This window comes from Herbidospora sakaeratensis (genome assembly GCF_001570525.1).
GTDB classification, from domain to species: domain Bacteria; phylum Actinomycetota; class Actinomycetes; order Streptosporangiales; family Streptosporangiaceae; genus Herbidospora; species Herbidospora sakaeratensis.
In genome coordinates this window covers 87,345-100,922 of record NZ_BBXC01000011.1, presented here as the reverse complement: position 1 = coordinate 100,922, position 13,578 = coordinate 87,345, and the positions used below count along the sequence as shown (strand labels likewise).

At 71.1% G+C, this 13,578-nt stretch carries 11 protein-coding genes; 5 read left to right on the top strand and 6 right to left on the bottom strand.

The window, feature by feature from the left end; translation table 11 throughout:
- Positions 1–20 precede the first annotated feature (20 nt).
- On the top strand, positions 21–1,139 hold the full coding sequence (locus AW271_RS16405) for a GuaB3 family IMP dehydrogenase-related protein (protein ID WP_174553099.1): 1,119 nt from the start codon (positions 21–23) through the stop codon (positions 1,137–1,139).
- 200 nt (positions 1,140–1,339) lie between these two features.
- Positions 1,340–2,332, top strand: coding sequence for a Fic family protein (locus AW271_RS16400; RefSeq protein WP_062337704.1), 993 nt, complete (start codon positions 1,340–1,342; stop codon positions 2,330–2,332).
- Between the two features lie 33 nt (positions 2,333–2,365).
- Here the strand turns inward: AW271_RS16400 and nagA are convergent, their stop codons facing one another.
- From nagA to AW271_RS16385, 3 genes are read right to left on the bottom strand one after another with little or no spacing between them, the layout of a single operon-like run.
- Positions 2,366–3,487: an N-acetylglucosamine-6-phosphate deacetylase gene (nagA, locus tag AW271_RS16395; RefSeq protein ID WP_083976747.1), complete on the bottom strand. Its 1,122-nt coding sequence runs from the start codon at positions 3,485–3,487 to the stop codon at positions 2,366–2,368.
- Complete coding sequence (locus AW271_RS16390; protein ID WP_062337702.1) at positions 3,484–4,347, bottom strand: SIS domain-containing protein; 864 nt, start codon at positions 4,345–4,347, stop codon at positions 3,484–3,486. The genes nagA and AW271_RS16390 overlap by 4 nt, the downstream gene beginning before the upstream one ends.
- A gap of 27 nt (positions 4,348–4,374) precedes the next feature.
- A complete protein-coding gene (locus tag AW271_RS16385) occupies positions 4,375–4,938 on the bottom strand; it encodes a dihydrofolate reductase family protein (RefSeq protein ID WP_062337700.1) in 564 nt (187 codons plus the stop codon).
- Between the two features lie 131 nt (positions 4,939–5,069).
- On the opposite strand from AW271_RS16385, the gene AW271_RS16380 reads away from it, so the two are divergent.
- Complete coding sequence (locus AW271_RS16380; RefSeq protein ID WP_062337698.1) at positions 5,070–6,479, top strand: WGR domain-containing protein; 1,410 nt, start codon at positions 5,070–5,072, stop codon at positions 6,477–6,479.
- On the opposite strand, the gene AW271_RS16375 is transcribed toward AW271_RS16380, so the two are convergent.
- The gene (locus tag AW271_RS16375) at positions 6,443–6,895 is read right to left on the bottom strand and encodes a DUF6194 family protein (RefSeq protein WP_062337697.1); all 453 of its coding nucleotides are present in this window, start codon (positions 6,893–6,895) and stop codon (positions 6,443–6,445) included. The two genes, AW271_RS16380 and AW271_RS16375, sit on opposite strands and share 37 nt — an antisense overlap.
- 57 nt (positions 6,896–6,952) lie before the next feature.
- Here AW271_RS16375 and AW271_RS16370 point away from each other — a divergent pair, with 57 nt between their 5' ends.
- On the top strand, positions 6,953–7,708 hold the full coding sequence (locus tag AW271_RS16370; RefSeq protein ID WP_062337695.1) for a MerR family transcriptional regulator: 756 nt from the start codon (positions 6,953–6,955) through the stop codon (positions 7,706–7,708).
- A 58-nt stretch (positions 7,709–7,766) separates the two neighbouring features.
- The gene (locus AW271_RS16365; RefSeq protein WP_083976745.1) at positions 7,767–9,509 is read left to right on the top strand and encodes a glycerol-3-phosphate dehydrogenase/oxidase; all 1,743 of its coding nucleotides are present in this window, start codon (positions 7,767–7,769) and stop codon (positions 9,507–9,509) included.
- Here the strand turns inward: AW271_RS16365 and AW271_RS16360 are convergent.
- Together AW271_RS16360 and AW271_RS16355 are read right to left on the bottom strand one after the other, a co-directional pair.
- Positions 9,506–11,605, bottom strand: coding sequence for a beta-propeller domain-containing protein (locus tag AW271_RS16360; RefSeq protein ID WP_062338549.1), 2,100 nt, complete (start codon positions 11,603–11,605; stop codon positions 9,506–9,508). The two genes, AW271_RS16365 and AW271_RS16360, sit on opposite strands and share 4 nt — an antisense overlap.
- Positions 11,606–11,643: 38 nt before the next feature.
- Positions 11,644–13,536, bottom strand: coding sequence for a serine/threonine-protein kinase (locus AW271_RS16355; protein WP_169806353.1), 1,893 nt, complete (start codon positions 13,534–13,536; stop codon positions 11,644–11,646).
- Positions 13,537–13,578: the final 42 nt, after the last annotated feature.

Sequence of the window (13,578 nt, the reverse complement as noted above, 5' to 3'; positions counted from 1 at the left end):
TCGACCAACAGGAAACACACATGACTCAGGTGGAGATCGGGCGCGGTAAGACCGGGCGGCGCGCCTACGCCCTCGACGAGATCGGCATCGTTCCCTCGCGGCGCACCCGCGATCCCGAGGAGGTGTCGATCTCCTGGCAGATCGACGCCTACCGCTTCGACCTGCCGGTCGTGGTCAGCCCGATGGACAGCGTGGTCTCACCCCGCACGGCGATCGAGATCGGCCGGCTCGGCGGCCTCGGCGTCCTCGACCTCGAAGGTCTCTGGACCCGCTACGACGACCCGCAGCCGCTGCTCGACGAGGTGGCCGAGCTCGGCACCGCCGCGGCGACCCGCCGGCTCCAGGAGATCTACACCGCGCCGATCCAAGACGAGCTGATCGGCCGCCGCATCGAGGAGATCCGCGCGGCCGGGGTGACCACGGCGGTGCGGTTGTCGCCGCAGCGCACGGTCCAGCACCACAAGGCCGTCATCGACGCGGGCGTCGACATCTTCGTGATCCGCGGCACCACCGTCTCGGCCGAGCACGTCTCGGGCCGGGCCGAGCCGCTGAACCTGAAGCAGTTCATCTACGAACTCGACGTCCCGGTGATCGTCGGCGGCTGCGCCACCTACACGGCGGCCCTCCACCTGATGCGGACCGGCGCGGCGGGCGTCCTGGTCGGCTTCGGCGGCGGCGCGTCCCACACGACCCGCAACGTGCTGGGCGTCGTGGTCCCGATGGCGACCGCGATCTCCGACGTGGCGGCGGCCCGCCGCGACTACATGGACGAATCGGGCGGCCGCTACGTCCACGTCATCGCCGACGGCGGCATGGGCGGCTCGGGCGACATCGCCAAGGCCATCGCCTGCGGCGCCGACGCGGTCATGGTCGGCTCCCCGCTGGCCCGCGCGGCCGAGGCCCCCGGCCGGGGCTTCCACTGGGGCTCCGAGGCCCACCACCCCGACCTGCCTCGCGGCCGCCGAGTGGAGTTCGGCACCATCGGCACCCTGGCCGAGATCCTCCACGGCCCGTCGTCGGTGGCCGACGGCTCGATGAACCTGATGGGCGCCCTGAAGCGCACGATGGCGACCTCGGGCTACAGCGACATCAAGGAGTTCCAGCGCGTCGAGGTCGTGGTGGCCCCGCCGACACCGTAGGACGTCGACCCGCGCGCGCCACGGGGCGCGCGCGGGTCATTCTCCGTTGTGTTCTCAAGCGGATACGCCAACGAAGTTGATTAGTACAATTGAGTGCTCGACAGGTGTATCAACTTTGTGACTCCTGAGGCGGCGGAGGCCTGGTGGCAAGCAGAGGGCGTCCCAGCAGAGCGACGGTCTATGAGCGGTTGGACCGTGCCATGGTCGAACTGAACCAACGGCTCGGCGGGCTGCCCAACCCGGTTGAGGCTCGTGACATCTGGGATGACATCTGGCATCTGGAAGCCCATCACTCCACTGCGCTTGAAGGCAACACCCTCGTTCTGCGCGAGGTCCAGGTGCTGCTCGACCAGGGCCGTGCCGTGGGAGCCAAGCCGCTGAAGGAGTACAACGAGGTCAAGGGTTACGGCGACGCCGCCCGGTGGGTTTACGGCCAGGCGCTCGAACCCGACGCTTGGCACGACGGGCGCCTCATCACTCTCCACGAGCTGCGCCACATCCACGCCATGGCGATGACCCCTGTCTGGGATGTGGCTCCTCATCCGGAGGCGACCGACCGTGAGGGGCCGGGAAACTTCCGGGAACACGATCTTCACCCGTTCAAGGAGGGCATGACCCCGCCGTCATGGCCCCTCGTTCCCGCCATGATCGGTGAGTGGGTCGAGGGTGTCTGCGCGGTCACCGAGAAGCTCGAGAACCGCGAAGACCTGGGACATCCCATTCCCGAAGAGCTGGCGCGAATCCACAATGACTTCGAGCGCGTCCACCCGTTCATCGACGGCAACGGCCGAACGGGTCGCCTTGTCCTGAATCTCTTACTCGTACGTCTCGGCTACCCGCCGATCATCGTGCTGAAGAAGCAGCGCGACGTGTATCTGAGCGCCATGCGGCGAGCAGACGACGGCGACTACGGTTCGCTCGGTGAACTGATCGCCAGAGCCATGGAAGAGAACCTCAACAGGTTCATCCTTCCGAACGTCGCCGGGCCGGCCAGATTGGTTCCCCTGGCGGCATTGGCTGACGACGAGTTCACCGTGAACGCTCTCCGGCAGGCGGCGCAGCGTGGGCGCTTGGCGGCGGTTCAGGGCTCCGATGGAACCTGGCGGGCCAACCGCAAAGCCATCGAGGCCTACCGCAAGTCGAAGAACAAGCGCCGGAGAGGCGAGGGACGAAGTAGGACCAGTGATCTTTAGGTCCTGCCTTCCTCCGCTCGCGCCACCGATTCTCTAGATCCACTCGCCGTGGCGCATCACCCGGTGGACCTGCAGGTCGTCGTCCAGGACGACCAAATCGGCGCGTTTGCCCACCGCGATCGAGCCGACCTCCTCGTCCAGGCCCAGGGCCTTGGCCGGGTTCAGGGAGGTGACCTCGGTCGCCTGGGGCAGGGTCAGGCCGTTCAGCTGGACGCCCCTTCTGAAGGCCTTGTCCATGGTCAGGGTGCTGCCGGCGATCGAGCCGCCGCCTTCCAGGCGGGCTTCGCCGCCCCGCACCTCCACGCGCATCGGGCCGAGGTCGTAGTCGCCGTCGGGCATGCCGGCGGCGTCCATCGCGTCGGTGATGAAGGCGACGCCGCCCTTCGCGGAGCGGAGGGCCAGGTCGATGACGGCCTCGTGCAGGTGGAAGCCGTCGTTGATCAGCTCCACGGTCACCCGCTCGTCGGCCAGGGCCGCGGTGATCGGGCCGGGGTCGCGGTGGCCCAGCGGGCGCATGGCGTTGAACAGGTGGGTGGCCACCGTGGCGCCCGCGTCGATGGCGGCCTGCGCCTCGTCGTAGGTCGCGTCGGTGTGGCCGATCGCGGCGATCACGCCGTTGGCGACGCAGGCCGCGATGGCGTCGAGGGCGTTCGGGAGTTCCGGGGCGACGGTGAACATGCGGGCGTGGCCGTGGGCCGCCTTGATCAGGTCGAGGAACTCCGGCACCGACGGGTCGCGCAGGAGGGCCGGGCGGTGGGCGCCGCACTTCGCGGCGGAGATGTAGGGGCCCTCGAAGTGGATGCCGGCCAGCAGGCCCTCGCGGCAGAGTTCCACCAGTTCGCCGACCGCCCGGTGCAGGTGGTCGAGCGGGGCGGTGACCAGGCTGGCCACGGCCGTGGTGGTGCCCTTCGACAGGTGGAAGGCGAAGGCGCGGCGGGCCTCGGTCGCCAGGCCGGTGGGGTAGCCCGCGCCGCCGCCGCCGTGGACGTGCATGTCGACGAAGCCCGGGACCACGAACCGGTGGCCCAGCGACTCGCCGTCGCGGGGGGCGGCGCCGTGGCCGATGTGGGTGATGCGGCCCTCCTCGATGGCCAGCCAGCCGTCGGTGACCGCGTAGCCGGTGACGATCCGGGCGTTGACGAGGGTCGTGCTCAAGGCAGGATCACCGATCTCGTGAGGTGGAGCGGTTCGTCGGGGTTCAGGCCGTGGGCCAGCGCGCGGGCGACGGCCACCCGCTGGATCTTCACCAGTTCGGCCATCGGGTCGCGGGCCGACTCGACGAACGTGCCGCCGCAGTCGAGGACCTGCGCCGCCAGGCTCTCGGGGGCGTCGCCGAGCATCCACGTCACCCGGCCGGGCCCGGCGATCGAGATCGGGCCGTGGCGGTATTCCATCGCCGGGTAGCTCTCGGTCCAGGCGCGGGCCGCCTCGCGCATCTTCAGGGCCGCCTCGGCGGCCAGGCCGGTGGTCCAGCCCCGGCCGAGGAAGGTGTACTGCCCTGCCTCGGGCAGGTCGCCGAGGTCGTCGGAGAGGGCGAGTTCCGCGTCGGCGATCGCGCCGGTCAGGTCCTCGCCCAGGTGGGCGCGGAGCAGGGCCAATTGGGTGGTCGCGAAGCGGGTCTGGACGACCGACCGCTCGTCGGCGAAGTCGAGCACGATCACCTCGCCCGCCGCCGTCATCACCGGCGTGGCCGGGTCGGCGGTGATCGCCACGGTCGGGGTCTCGACGGCGGACAGCAGGGCCAGCACCTCGGTCGTCGTGCCCGACCGGGTCAGCGCCAGGACCCGGTCGTAGGCGCGGCCCAGCGGGAACTCCGAGGCGGCGAAGGCGTCGGTCTCGCCCTGGCCGGCGGACTCCCGCAGGGCCGCGTACGCCTGGGCGACGAACCAGGACGTGCCGCAGCCGACCACGGCGACCCGTTCCCCGGGCCGGGGGAGCGGGACGGTCGCGGCCAGTTCGGCGGCCCTGGCCCAGAGAGCCGGTTGTGAGGCGATTTCCGATTCGGTGTGCGTCACAACCGGCACTTTATCCAGGCACGCCCCTCAGGAACCGGCGGGGGCGTAGCGGTTCACCGTCACGCCGCCGCAGGTGAGGGACTCGATCAGGCGCAGCCGCAGGCGGTCCTTGACCCCGCTGAGCAGGGGGGTGCCGCCGGTGAGGATCACCGGGTGGACGGCGGTGACGATCTCGTCCAGCAGGCCCAGGCCGGCCAGCGTGGAGGCCAGCGCGTTGCCGCCGGTCAGCATGATGTTCCCGGCGCCCTCGCCCTTCAGGGCGGTCAGTTCTGCGGCCAGATCGGCGCCCCGGATGATCCGGGTGTCGTCCGGGACCTCGGTCAGCGTGTCGGAGACGACGACCTTGGGCTTGGCCCGCCACTTGGGGGCGTAGGCGATGTCGTGGGGGTGGTCGCTGACCTGGTCGGCGGTGGGCCAGTAGGAGGCCATCCAGCCGTAGACGACCCGGCCGTAGAGCAGGACGTCGGTGGCGTCGGTCTGCGCCTCGGAGAATGCCGACAGTTCGGGGCCCATCTCGGCCCAGTCGAAGGCGCCGGGGCCGTCGATGTAGCCGTCGGCCGACGTGTTGACGTAGTAAACGATCTTGCGCATGTCTGCTCCTCGGTTCGTCGTTTCGCCAGTGGGTCGGAGCCGGGCGCGGGTTCTCTACATCCGTACCAACAAAAAATGTCCGTCACTTCCCCTACGCTCGCGATCACTGATCAAAGGGAGGAAATGGGGATATGACGTACCTGGAGCTGTCCGAGGAAGGCGGCGGGGCGCACAAGTTCTACGAGGCCGTGGTCTCGGGGACGCGGGTGACCATCACGTACGGCCGGATCGGGGAGAACGGGCAGGTCAAGGTCACCGACTTCCCCAACGAGGAGAAGGCGCGGGCGGCGGCGGCCAAGAAGATCGCGGAGAAGACCAAGAAGGGCTACGCCCCGGCGGTCAGGGGGGTGCGGCAGCGCCGCTCGATCACCCGGCGGGCCATCGCCAGCACCCGCTCCACCGCCAAGCAGGCGCCGGTGCTCTGGCGGTTCGCCAGCGGCTCGGCGGCCTTCGGCATCTTCGTCGACCGGGAGCGCTGCTGGGTCGGCAACCAGGCCGGGCACGTCTACACGCTGACCCCCGAAGGCGAGATGACCGGGCGCTACAAGCTGCCCGACGGGGTCAAGTGCATCGTCGCCGACGACTTCTGGATCTACGCGGGCTGCGACGACGGCAAGGTCTACGACCTGAGCGGGAAGGTGCCGAGGGCGGCGTACGAGATCGCCTCCGACGTGGACATCTACTGGCTCGACATCGCCGACGGCGTGCTGGGCGTCTCCGACGACTCCGGGCGCATCACCACGATCGACTACGAGGACGAGTTCCTCTGGGCCCGCACCGGCGGCGGCAGCTCCGGGTGGATGGTGCGCAACGACGCCGACGCGGTCTACCACGGGCACTCCGGCGGCGTGGCCCGCTACGACCTCCAGGGCAACCAGGCGTGGTACCAGACCGCCGCCTCCGGCGTGCTGTTCGGCTGGCAGGAGGAGAAGTCGGTGTACGCCGGCACCGCCAGCCGGACCGTGCACAAGCTGGCCAAGGCCGACGGCGCGGTCGAGGCGGTCTACCGGTGCGACGCGGCGATCTACTCGTGCGCGACCTCGCCCGGCGGCCAGTACGTCTTCGCCGGCGACTCCTCCTCGTCGGTCTACTGCTTCTCCGCCGACGGAACGCGGTTGTGGAAGCTGGCGACCGGCTGCGGGTCGGCGTTCTCCATGCAGTACCTCGACGAGCGCCTCTACATCGTGACCACCGACGGCTCGCTGGCCTGCGTCGACGCCACCGAGCAGGCCATCGCGGCGGCCCGCGAGGGCACCGTCCCGCAGGCCCGCGACGTCAAGATCGCCGCCTCCCTGCCGGTCGTCGAGCCCTCGATCACCGTGGAGACCACGACCGACACGGGCGACGGCGTGCTCGTCGAGTGCTTCAGCGAGGGCGGCCGCCTGCGGATCCGGGTGCTCAGCCCCGGCTACGAGGCGTGGAACGTCCAGTTCCCGCGCGAGATCCGCGAGCCGGGCGCCCGGTACGTGGTCGAGGGCATCCGGCCGTCGGGCAACGGCGGCTTCTACCGCGCCTTCGGCGACATCCGCCGCCTGGTCTGACGGTTCCGGGCGGCCGCGTGCGCGGCGTCGAGCAGGCGCAGCGCCTCCATGAACTGGGTGTCGGGGTTGACGACCGACACCCAGCCCGCCGCGCCGTAGACCGGATGGGGGAACCACGCGTCGCGGGCATGGGCGTCGTGGGGCGGTGCGCCGATGACACGCGCGAATTCGGCCTTGGGCGCGGCGATGTTGAGCCGGAAGGCGCCCGGCTGGTCGAGGCCGGAGCCGGGTTCGTCGGGGTAGTCCTTCGTCACGATCGTGGCGAAGGGCTGCGTCGCCGGGATCACCCCGCCGGGCGCGTAGTAGATGAACGCGTCGCCCCAGCTGACTTCGGGCGACCCGTCGCCGGGTTCCGGCCGCAGGATGAGTACGGCGTCGAGCGTCTTCGCGTGATCGATGAGGTCGTCCATGTTCATGTGTTCTAGCGTCACATTGAACTGCTTGTGGAGACTTTCGATCGTGAGGCCTCGACGATGACGACGGCAACCCTCCATCGCCCGTTGCGGACCGCCGATGTGGCCCGGCGGGCCGGCTGCTCCGTGCAGCAGGTGCGCAACCTCGAACGTGACGGGGTGCTGGAACCGCCCGCGCGTACTCCCTCGGGGTATCGCGTGTGGACCGAGAGCCACGCGCTGGCGGCGGCGACCTACGTCGTCCTCGCCGCGGGCGTCGGGCCGGCGGAGGCCAGGAAGCTCGTCCGCGTCGCCCGCACCGGCGCGGAGAGCGACCTGCTCGCGCTCGTCGACCGGGCCCACGCCCGCCTGCACACCGAGCGGCGGGACGTCGGGCTGGCCAGGGCCGCGATCGTCGCCATCGGGGCCGAACCCCTTGACGACGCCCGGCCCCACGACGCCATGACCGTCTCCGAACTGGCCGCCGCGCTGGCGGTGCCCGCCTCGACGCTGCGGTATTGGGAACGTCAAGGACTGCTCACCCCCACGAGAGCGGGTCGCGGACGAGCCCGGGTCTACACCCCGGCCGACGTCCGGGACGCGCGGATCGTGCACCAGCTGCGCCTGGCCGGCTATCGCATCCCGCCGCTGCGAGCCCTCATGCCGGCCCTGCGCGGGCACGGCCGCGTCTCCGACGTCGCAGCGGCTCTGCGAGCCCGGGACGAGAACATCGACGCGCGGTCGCGCGCCCTGCTCCAGGCGGCCTCCGGACTGCTGGCACTCACGGCGTCCGGGTGCTCGGCGCCATGCGGTCGTCGGTCGTGCTGCCGATCCTGACAGGATGGGTAGGACGACAGGGGTAGGCGCAAAGCCGTACAAAGGGAGAATTGAACCCATGACCGCGCTTATGGGGACGGGGCGGCTCGGCCCGGCGGAACGCCACGCGGCCCTCTCGCAGATGGCGGCGCAGGAACTCGACGTCGTGGTGGTCGGGGGCGGCGTGGTGGGCGCGGGGGTCGCGCTCGACGCCGCCACGCGAGGGCTGACGGTGGGGCTCGTGGAGGCGCGCGACTACGCCTCGGGCACCTCGTCGCGCTCGTCCAAGCTGATCCACGGCGGGCTGCGCTATCTCGAGCAGCTCAACTTCGACCTGGTCAGAGAGGCGCTGCAGGAGCGGGCGCTGCTGCTCCAGCGCATCGCCCCCCATCTGGTGCGGCCGGTGCCCTTCCTGTTCCCGCTCACCCACGCGGGCTGGGAGCGGCCCTATGTCGGCGCGGGCCTGGTGCTCTACGACTCCCTCGGCTTCTCGTTCGGCTTCACCCGGGGGGTGCCGGGGCACCGGCACCTGTCGCGCACCCGCGCGTTGCGGCTGGCCCCGGCGCTGCGGAAGACCGCGTTCAAGGGGGCCGTCCAGTACTGGGACGCCCAGGTCGACGACGCCCGCTACGTCATGACCCTGCTGCGCACCGCCGCCACCTACGGCGCCCACGTCGCCTCCCGCACCCAGGTCGTGGGCTTCCTGCGCGAGGGCGAGCGGGTCACCGGGGTCCGGGTGCGCGACCTGGAGACCGGCGAGGAGATCGACATCCGGGCCCGGCAGGTCGTCAACGCCACCGGGGTGTGGACCGACGACATCCAGGAGCTCGTGGGCGGGCGGGGGCAGATCCACGTCAAGGCGTCCAAGGGCGTGCATCTCCTGGTGCCGCGCGACCGCATCCACTCGCTGACCGGCATCATCCTGCGTACCGAGAAGTCCGTGCTCTTCGTGATCCCGTGGGGGCGCCACTGGATCATCGGCACCACCGACACGGCCTGGACCCTCGACCTGGCCCACCCGGCCGCCTCCCGGACCGACATCGACTACGTGCTCGACCACGTCAACGAGGTGCTGGCGGTCCCGCTGACCAGAGACGACGTCGAGGGGGTGTACGCCGGCCTGCGGCCCCTGCTGCGGGGCGAGTCGGAGCAGACGTCCAAGTTGTCGCGCGAGCACGTGGTCGCCCACCCGGTGCCGGGGCTGGTGCTGGTCGCGGGCGGCAAGTTCACCACCTACCGCAAGATGGCCGCCGACGCCGTCGACGCGGTCGTCCACGGCCTGGCCACCCGGGTGCCGCCCTCGTGCACCGACACCGTCCCGCTCGTGGGGGCCGAGGGCTACCAGGCCCGCTGGAACTCCCGCTACCGGCTGGCCCAGCAGTCGGGCCTGCACGTCGCCCGCATCGAGCACCTGCTCCAGCGCTACGGCTCCATGATGGACGAGGTGCTGGCCCTCATCGAAGACGACCCGAGCCTGGCCCGCCCGCTGACCGGCGCCGACGACCACCTGCGGGCCGAGATCGTCTACGCCGCCACCCACGAGGGCGCCCGCCACCTCAACGACGTGCTGAGCCGGCGCACCCACATCTCGATCGAGACCTTCCACCGCGGCCTGGCCGTCGCCGAGGAGGTCGCCCAGCTCCTCGCGGGGCCGCTGGGCTGGGACGACGACCAGGTCAAACGTGAGGTGGAGTACTACACCAAGCGGATCGAGGCCGAGCGCGCCGCCCAGGAGACCGACACCGACCAGGAGGCCGACGCGATCACCATCGGCGCTCCCGAGATCGTCCCGGTGGCCGCGCCCGACCGCAAACCCGTCTAGAACTTCACCCAGGCCCGGTCGGCGAGGCTCGCCTTGTCGCTGATCTTGATGCCGAGGTCGGAGAAGGTCCACACCGTGTCGCCGATGATCGCGCTGCGCCTGATCGACGGGTCGAGCGGCAGGTTCGGGTCGCCCGGCCTCGGGTGGGTGATCACGCCGGCCTTCTCGATCGTGTCGCCGATCTTCAGCACGAGCGCCTGCGAGCCGTCGTAGTAGTCGGCCCCCCAGGTGGCCAGCGGGATCAGGGCCAGCCCGTCCTGCGGCCAGTAGAGGAAGGCGTGCGGGTCCCATTCGGCCTGGGTGGCCGAGTCCTCCTGGTGGTAGCGCGACAACACCGCCGGGGCGCCCGGGTCGCGGACGTCGAACAACGAGACCTGGGTGCCCTGGGTCTGGCCCTTGGTGTTGGCCTCCTGGCCGACGCCGATCAGCTTGCCCTCGCCCGCCGGGTGCAGGTACGCCGAGAAGCCGGTGATCTTCAGCTCGCCGGTGACCTTCGGGGTCTGCGGGTCGCGCAGGTCGAGGGTGTAGAGCGGGTCGACCTGGCGGAAGGTGACCATGTAGCCGACCGGGCCGATGAACCGCACCGAGTAGATGCGCTCGCCCTTGCCCAGCCCGGTCACCTGACCGGCCTCGGCGAGGGTGTCGGCCTTCAGGACGTAGACGCCGCTCTCCGACTTCTGGTCCTGGTTGCGGGGGGTCGTGGTGGTGGCGATGCGCAGGTGGTCCTCGTACTCCGACATCGAGTACTGGTTGAGCAGCCGCCCGGGGACCGAGCCGGAGGCGACGTAGCGGGGCGCGCCGGTGCCGGTGACGTCGAAGCGGTGGATCTCGGTGCGCTCGGGCCGGACGACCTCCTGCACCGTGTCGTCAGCTTCGGAGGGCGACGGGCTGACGACCTCGGCGGTCGGGGTCGGCACCACCTTCTCGGCGTCGCTCGGCGTCGGCTGCGCCTCGGGGGCGACCTTGCCCGGGTCGGGGATCTGGGTGGGCATGTCGGGGTCGGGCGACGGGGCCACGGGGCTCGCCGGGGCCGCCTCGGGGATGGGCGCCGGGTCGACGTCCACGGCGATCGGCATCGGGAAGAAGCCGCCCCACCACAGCGGGTTGCTCGTCACGTAGAGGCTGCCCGGGGTGCCGTAGACGGTGTCGCCGTCGGCCGCGACGCTGATCGGCTCGGTGGTGCCGAAGGAGCCGTTCAGGTCGAGGGTGTGGACGGTCACCAGCGACCGGCCCGTGAACTCGGCCGGGTGGCTGACGTTCTCGCACTTGACCGCGCCCTGCGAGGTCTGGCCGTTCGACTCGATCTCGAACTTCGGCAACCAGGCGTCGAGGGGGGCCGTGCGGTACGTCTCCTTGACCGCCTCCAGCATCTCCTTCTGGGTGGCCGAGCCGTCGTACTCGGGCAGCGGCACCTTCGGCTCGCTGCGCACCACGATCCGGACCGTGGTGCCGACCATGCGCGCGTCGACGTGGATCGCGTTGGCCGGGGACATGCTGCCCAGCACCTTCGGCTCACCGGCCAGGTCGACCATGACGTAGCGCGGCGCGGCCAGCATCTCGGGCCGGATCGCCGCGCGGGCGGTGGCGGCCGGGACGTACCCGCCGTTGTTGAACAGCACCAGCGCGCGGTCGCCGGCCACCAGCAGGTTCGCCTCGGCCCACGACTGGTCTTCGGCGACCAGCCGCAACGTGCCGGTCACCTTGCCGGAGGCGGCGTCGAGCACCCGCAGCACGCCGCGGTTGACCGTGATGACCCGCTCGCCGTCGGTCTTGACCAGGTCGGGCTCGTCGACCCCGGCCTCGTGGACGTTGGTCGTCGAATGGGTCTGTGGCGCGCCGGCGGCCGCGGTGGACCTGGCGCCGTCGGCCGCCTCGGCCATCGCCATGGGCAGCACCTGGAAGGCCTGGGCGTGCTCGACCGCGGCGGCGCGCAGCCCTTCGAGCATGCTGTCGCAGTCGTCGAACGCGACCAGCTTGATGTTCGACGTCAGGTTGATCGGCGTCACCGGATCGGGTGACGGGGCGGCGCCCGGCGTGCAGGCCGTCGCCAGCAGGGCAATCGCGATGGCGCCCGCCACGCGAATCGAGGTGGTCATGCCCACAAGACGGATCGCGGGCCGCCTCGGTTCGGGCGCTAATCGCGCCGCAGGTAGGCGCTGCGGAAGTAGAGCTTGTCCATCGCCGCGTCGGTCGCCCGGATCAGCGTCTGGGTCTCGGCGCCCTCCAGGTCGGTGACCACCACGGCGTCCTCGTCGTCGTCTCCGGTGGCCGTGCAGAAGACGTGGGTGGTGTCCCACCAGCCCAGCACGGTGTCGCAGCCCGACTCGAACTCCTCCAGCACCGCCCCGGTCGCGGTGTCCCAGACGCACAGGGTCACCGTCTTGCCGGCGCAGGTGGCCACGAACGCGCCGCCTCCGGCGGTGAACAGGTCACGCGGGTCGGTGAGGCTGCCGCCGATCTCCGGCAGGGTCTTCAGCTCCTTGCCCGCCAGGTCGTAGACGTGAGGCACGCGGGTGGTCTTGTCGGCGACGATCGCGGCCACCGTGTCGCCGTCGCCGGTCCAGGCGAACGCGGCGTCCTCGGTCAGGCCGGGCACCTCGACGATCCGGGCGGTCTCGGCCGGCACGTCGACCAGGACGAAGCCCTTGGTCGTGGTCTTGTCGCCGACCTTCTTGCGCATGGTGAGCAGGATCCGGTCGCCTTCGGGCGACCAGTGGACGTAGTTGGTGGTGAGCGGCTTGGCGACGGTCTGCACGGTCAGGGTGGCACCGCTCGACACGGTGGTGATCTTGAGCGAGTCGCGGTCGTCGGAGTCGTACTCCCACGGGATGCCGGCCAGCCGGTCGGCGGTGGGGCTGGGCGCGGCGTCGACGTAGGAGTGGCGGGTGAAGGTGGCCTTGCCGGGTTCGCGGACGTAGGCGTCCCACTTCTCCCGGTCGACCCAGAAGATCGACAGGTACGCCGGGTCGTCGGGCCGCTCCAGCGCCACCGCCGTGGTGTCGTCCATGTCGATGGTGACCGGCGACGGAGGGCTGGGGGATCTCGGGGGCGGCGCCGCCGAGGTCGTGGCGGGGGACGGGGGCGGGGCGTCGTTCGTGGTCGCCGCCCACACGCCGCCGATCGCCGCGATCACCGTCAGCGCGGTCGCGGTCGTGACCACGGCGAGGGTGGGGAACCTGCGCTTCTCGCGGTGGATCTGGGGGACCGTGGCCCGCGCCGCCGCCGGGTCGCTGACCAGCAATCGGTCGATCACCTGGCGGGCGGCCGGGCGCAGCGCCGGGTTCTTGTTCAGGCAGTCGAGCAGGATGCCCCGCAACGGCTGCGGAACGTCGCCCAGGTCGGGCGGCATGCGCAGGACCCGGTTGATCACGGCCGGCATGGTGTCGTTGCCGAACGGCGCCCGCCCGGTCGCGGCGTAGGCGATCGTGCCCGCCCACGAGAACAGGTCGGCGGCCGGCCCGATGGGCCCCCCGGCGAGCTGCTCGGGGGCCATGTAGGCGGGGGTGCCGATCATCGTCGAGGTGAGCGCCGTGTGGCTGCCCAGGGCCTTGCTGATGCCGAAGTCGATCACCCGGGGGCCGTCGGACCCGAGGATCACGTTGGGCGGCTTGAAGTCGCGGTGCACGATGCCGGCCTGGTGGATCGCCGCCAGCGCCGTCGCGGTGCCGATCGCCAGCCGGTGCAGCGAACTGCCCGTACGCGGCCCGCTCCGCGGGATCGCCTGGGCCAGCGACTCGCCCTCGATGTACTCGCTCACGATGTAGGGCCGCTGGTCTTCGGCGCCCACGTCGATCACCTGGGCGGTGCAGAACGGCGCCACCCGCTTGGCGGTGCTGACCTCCTGGAGGAACCGCCGGACCATGGCCTGGTCCTGCGCGAGGTCGGGCCGCAGCCACTTGATCGCCACGCGTTCGCCGCCGGAGCCGGCCCCCAGGTAGACGATGCCCTGACCGCCTTCTCCGAGGACCGCCTCCAGCCGGTAGCCGCCGAGCACCGGGGGATCGGACGGGCGTAAGGGAGTCGCCATGAATCGAATTGTGGCCCATGACCTGGGTCGGGCGGGCATTGC

Coding starts and splice junctions, on each gene's coding strand:
- AW271_RS16365 (WP_083976745.1), top strand. CDS start 7,767: ATGACCGCGCTTATGGGGACGGGGCGGCTCGGCCCGGCGGAACGCCAC.
- AW271_RS16380 (WP_062337698.1), top strand. CDS start 5,070: ATGACGTACCTGGAGCTGTCCGAGGAAGGCGGCGGGGCGCACAAGTTC.
- AW271_RS16370 (WP_062337695.1), top strand. CDS start 6,953: ATGACGACGGCAACCCTCCATCGCCCGTTGCGGACCGCCGATGTGGCC.
- AW271_RS16400 (WP_062337704.1), top strand. CDS start 1,340: ATGGTCGAACTGAACCAACGGCTCGGCGGGCTGCCCAACCCGGTTGAG.
- AW271_RS16405 (WP_174553099.1), top strand. CDS start 21: ATGACTCAGGTGGAGATCGGGCGCGGTAAGACCGGGCGGCGCGCCTAC.
- AW271_RS16355 (WP_169806353.1), bottom strand. CDS start 13,536: ATGGCGACTCCCTTACGCCCGTCCGATCCCCCGGTGCTCGGCGGCTAC.
- AW271_RS16360 (WP_062338549.1), bottom strand. CDS start 11,605: ATGACCACCTCGATTCGCGTGGCGGGCGCCATCGCGATTGCCCTGCTG.
- AW271_RS16385 (WP_062337700.1), bottom strand. CDS start 4,938: ATGCGCAAGATCGTTTACTACGTCAACACGTCGGCCGACGGCTACATC.
- AW271_RS16375 (WP_062337697.1), bottom strand. CDS start 6,895: ATGAACATGGACGACCTCATCGATCACGCGAAGACGCTCGACGCCGTA.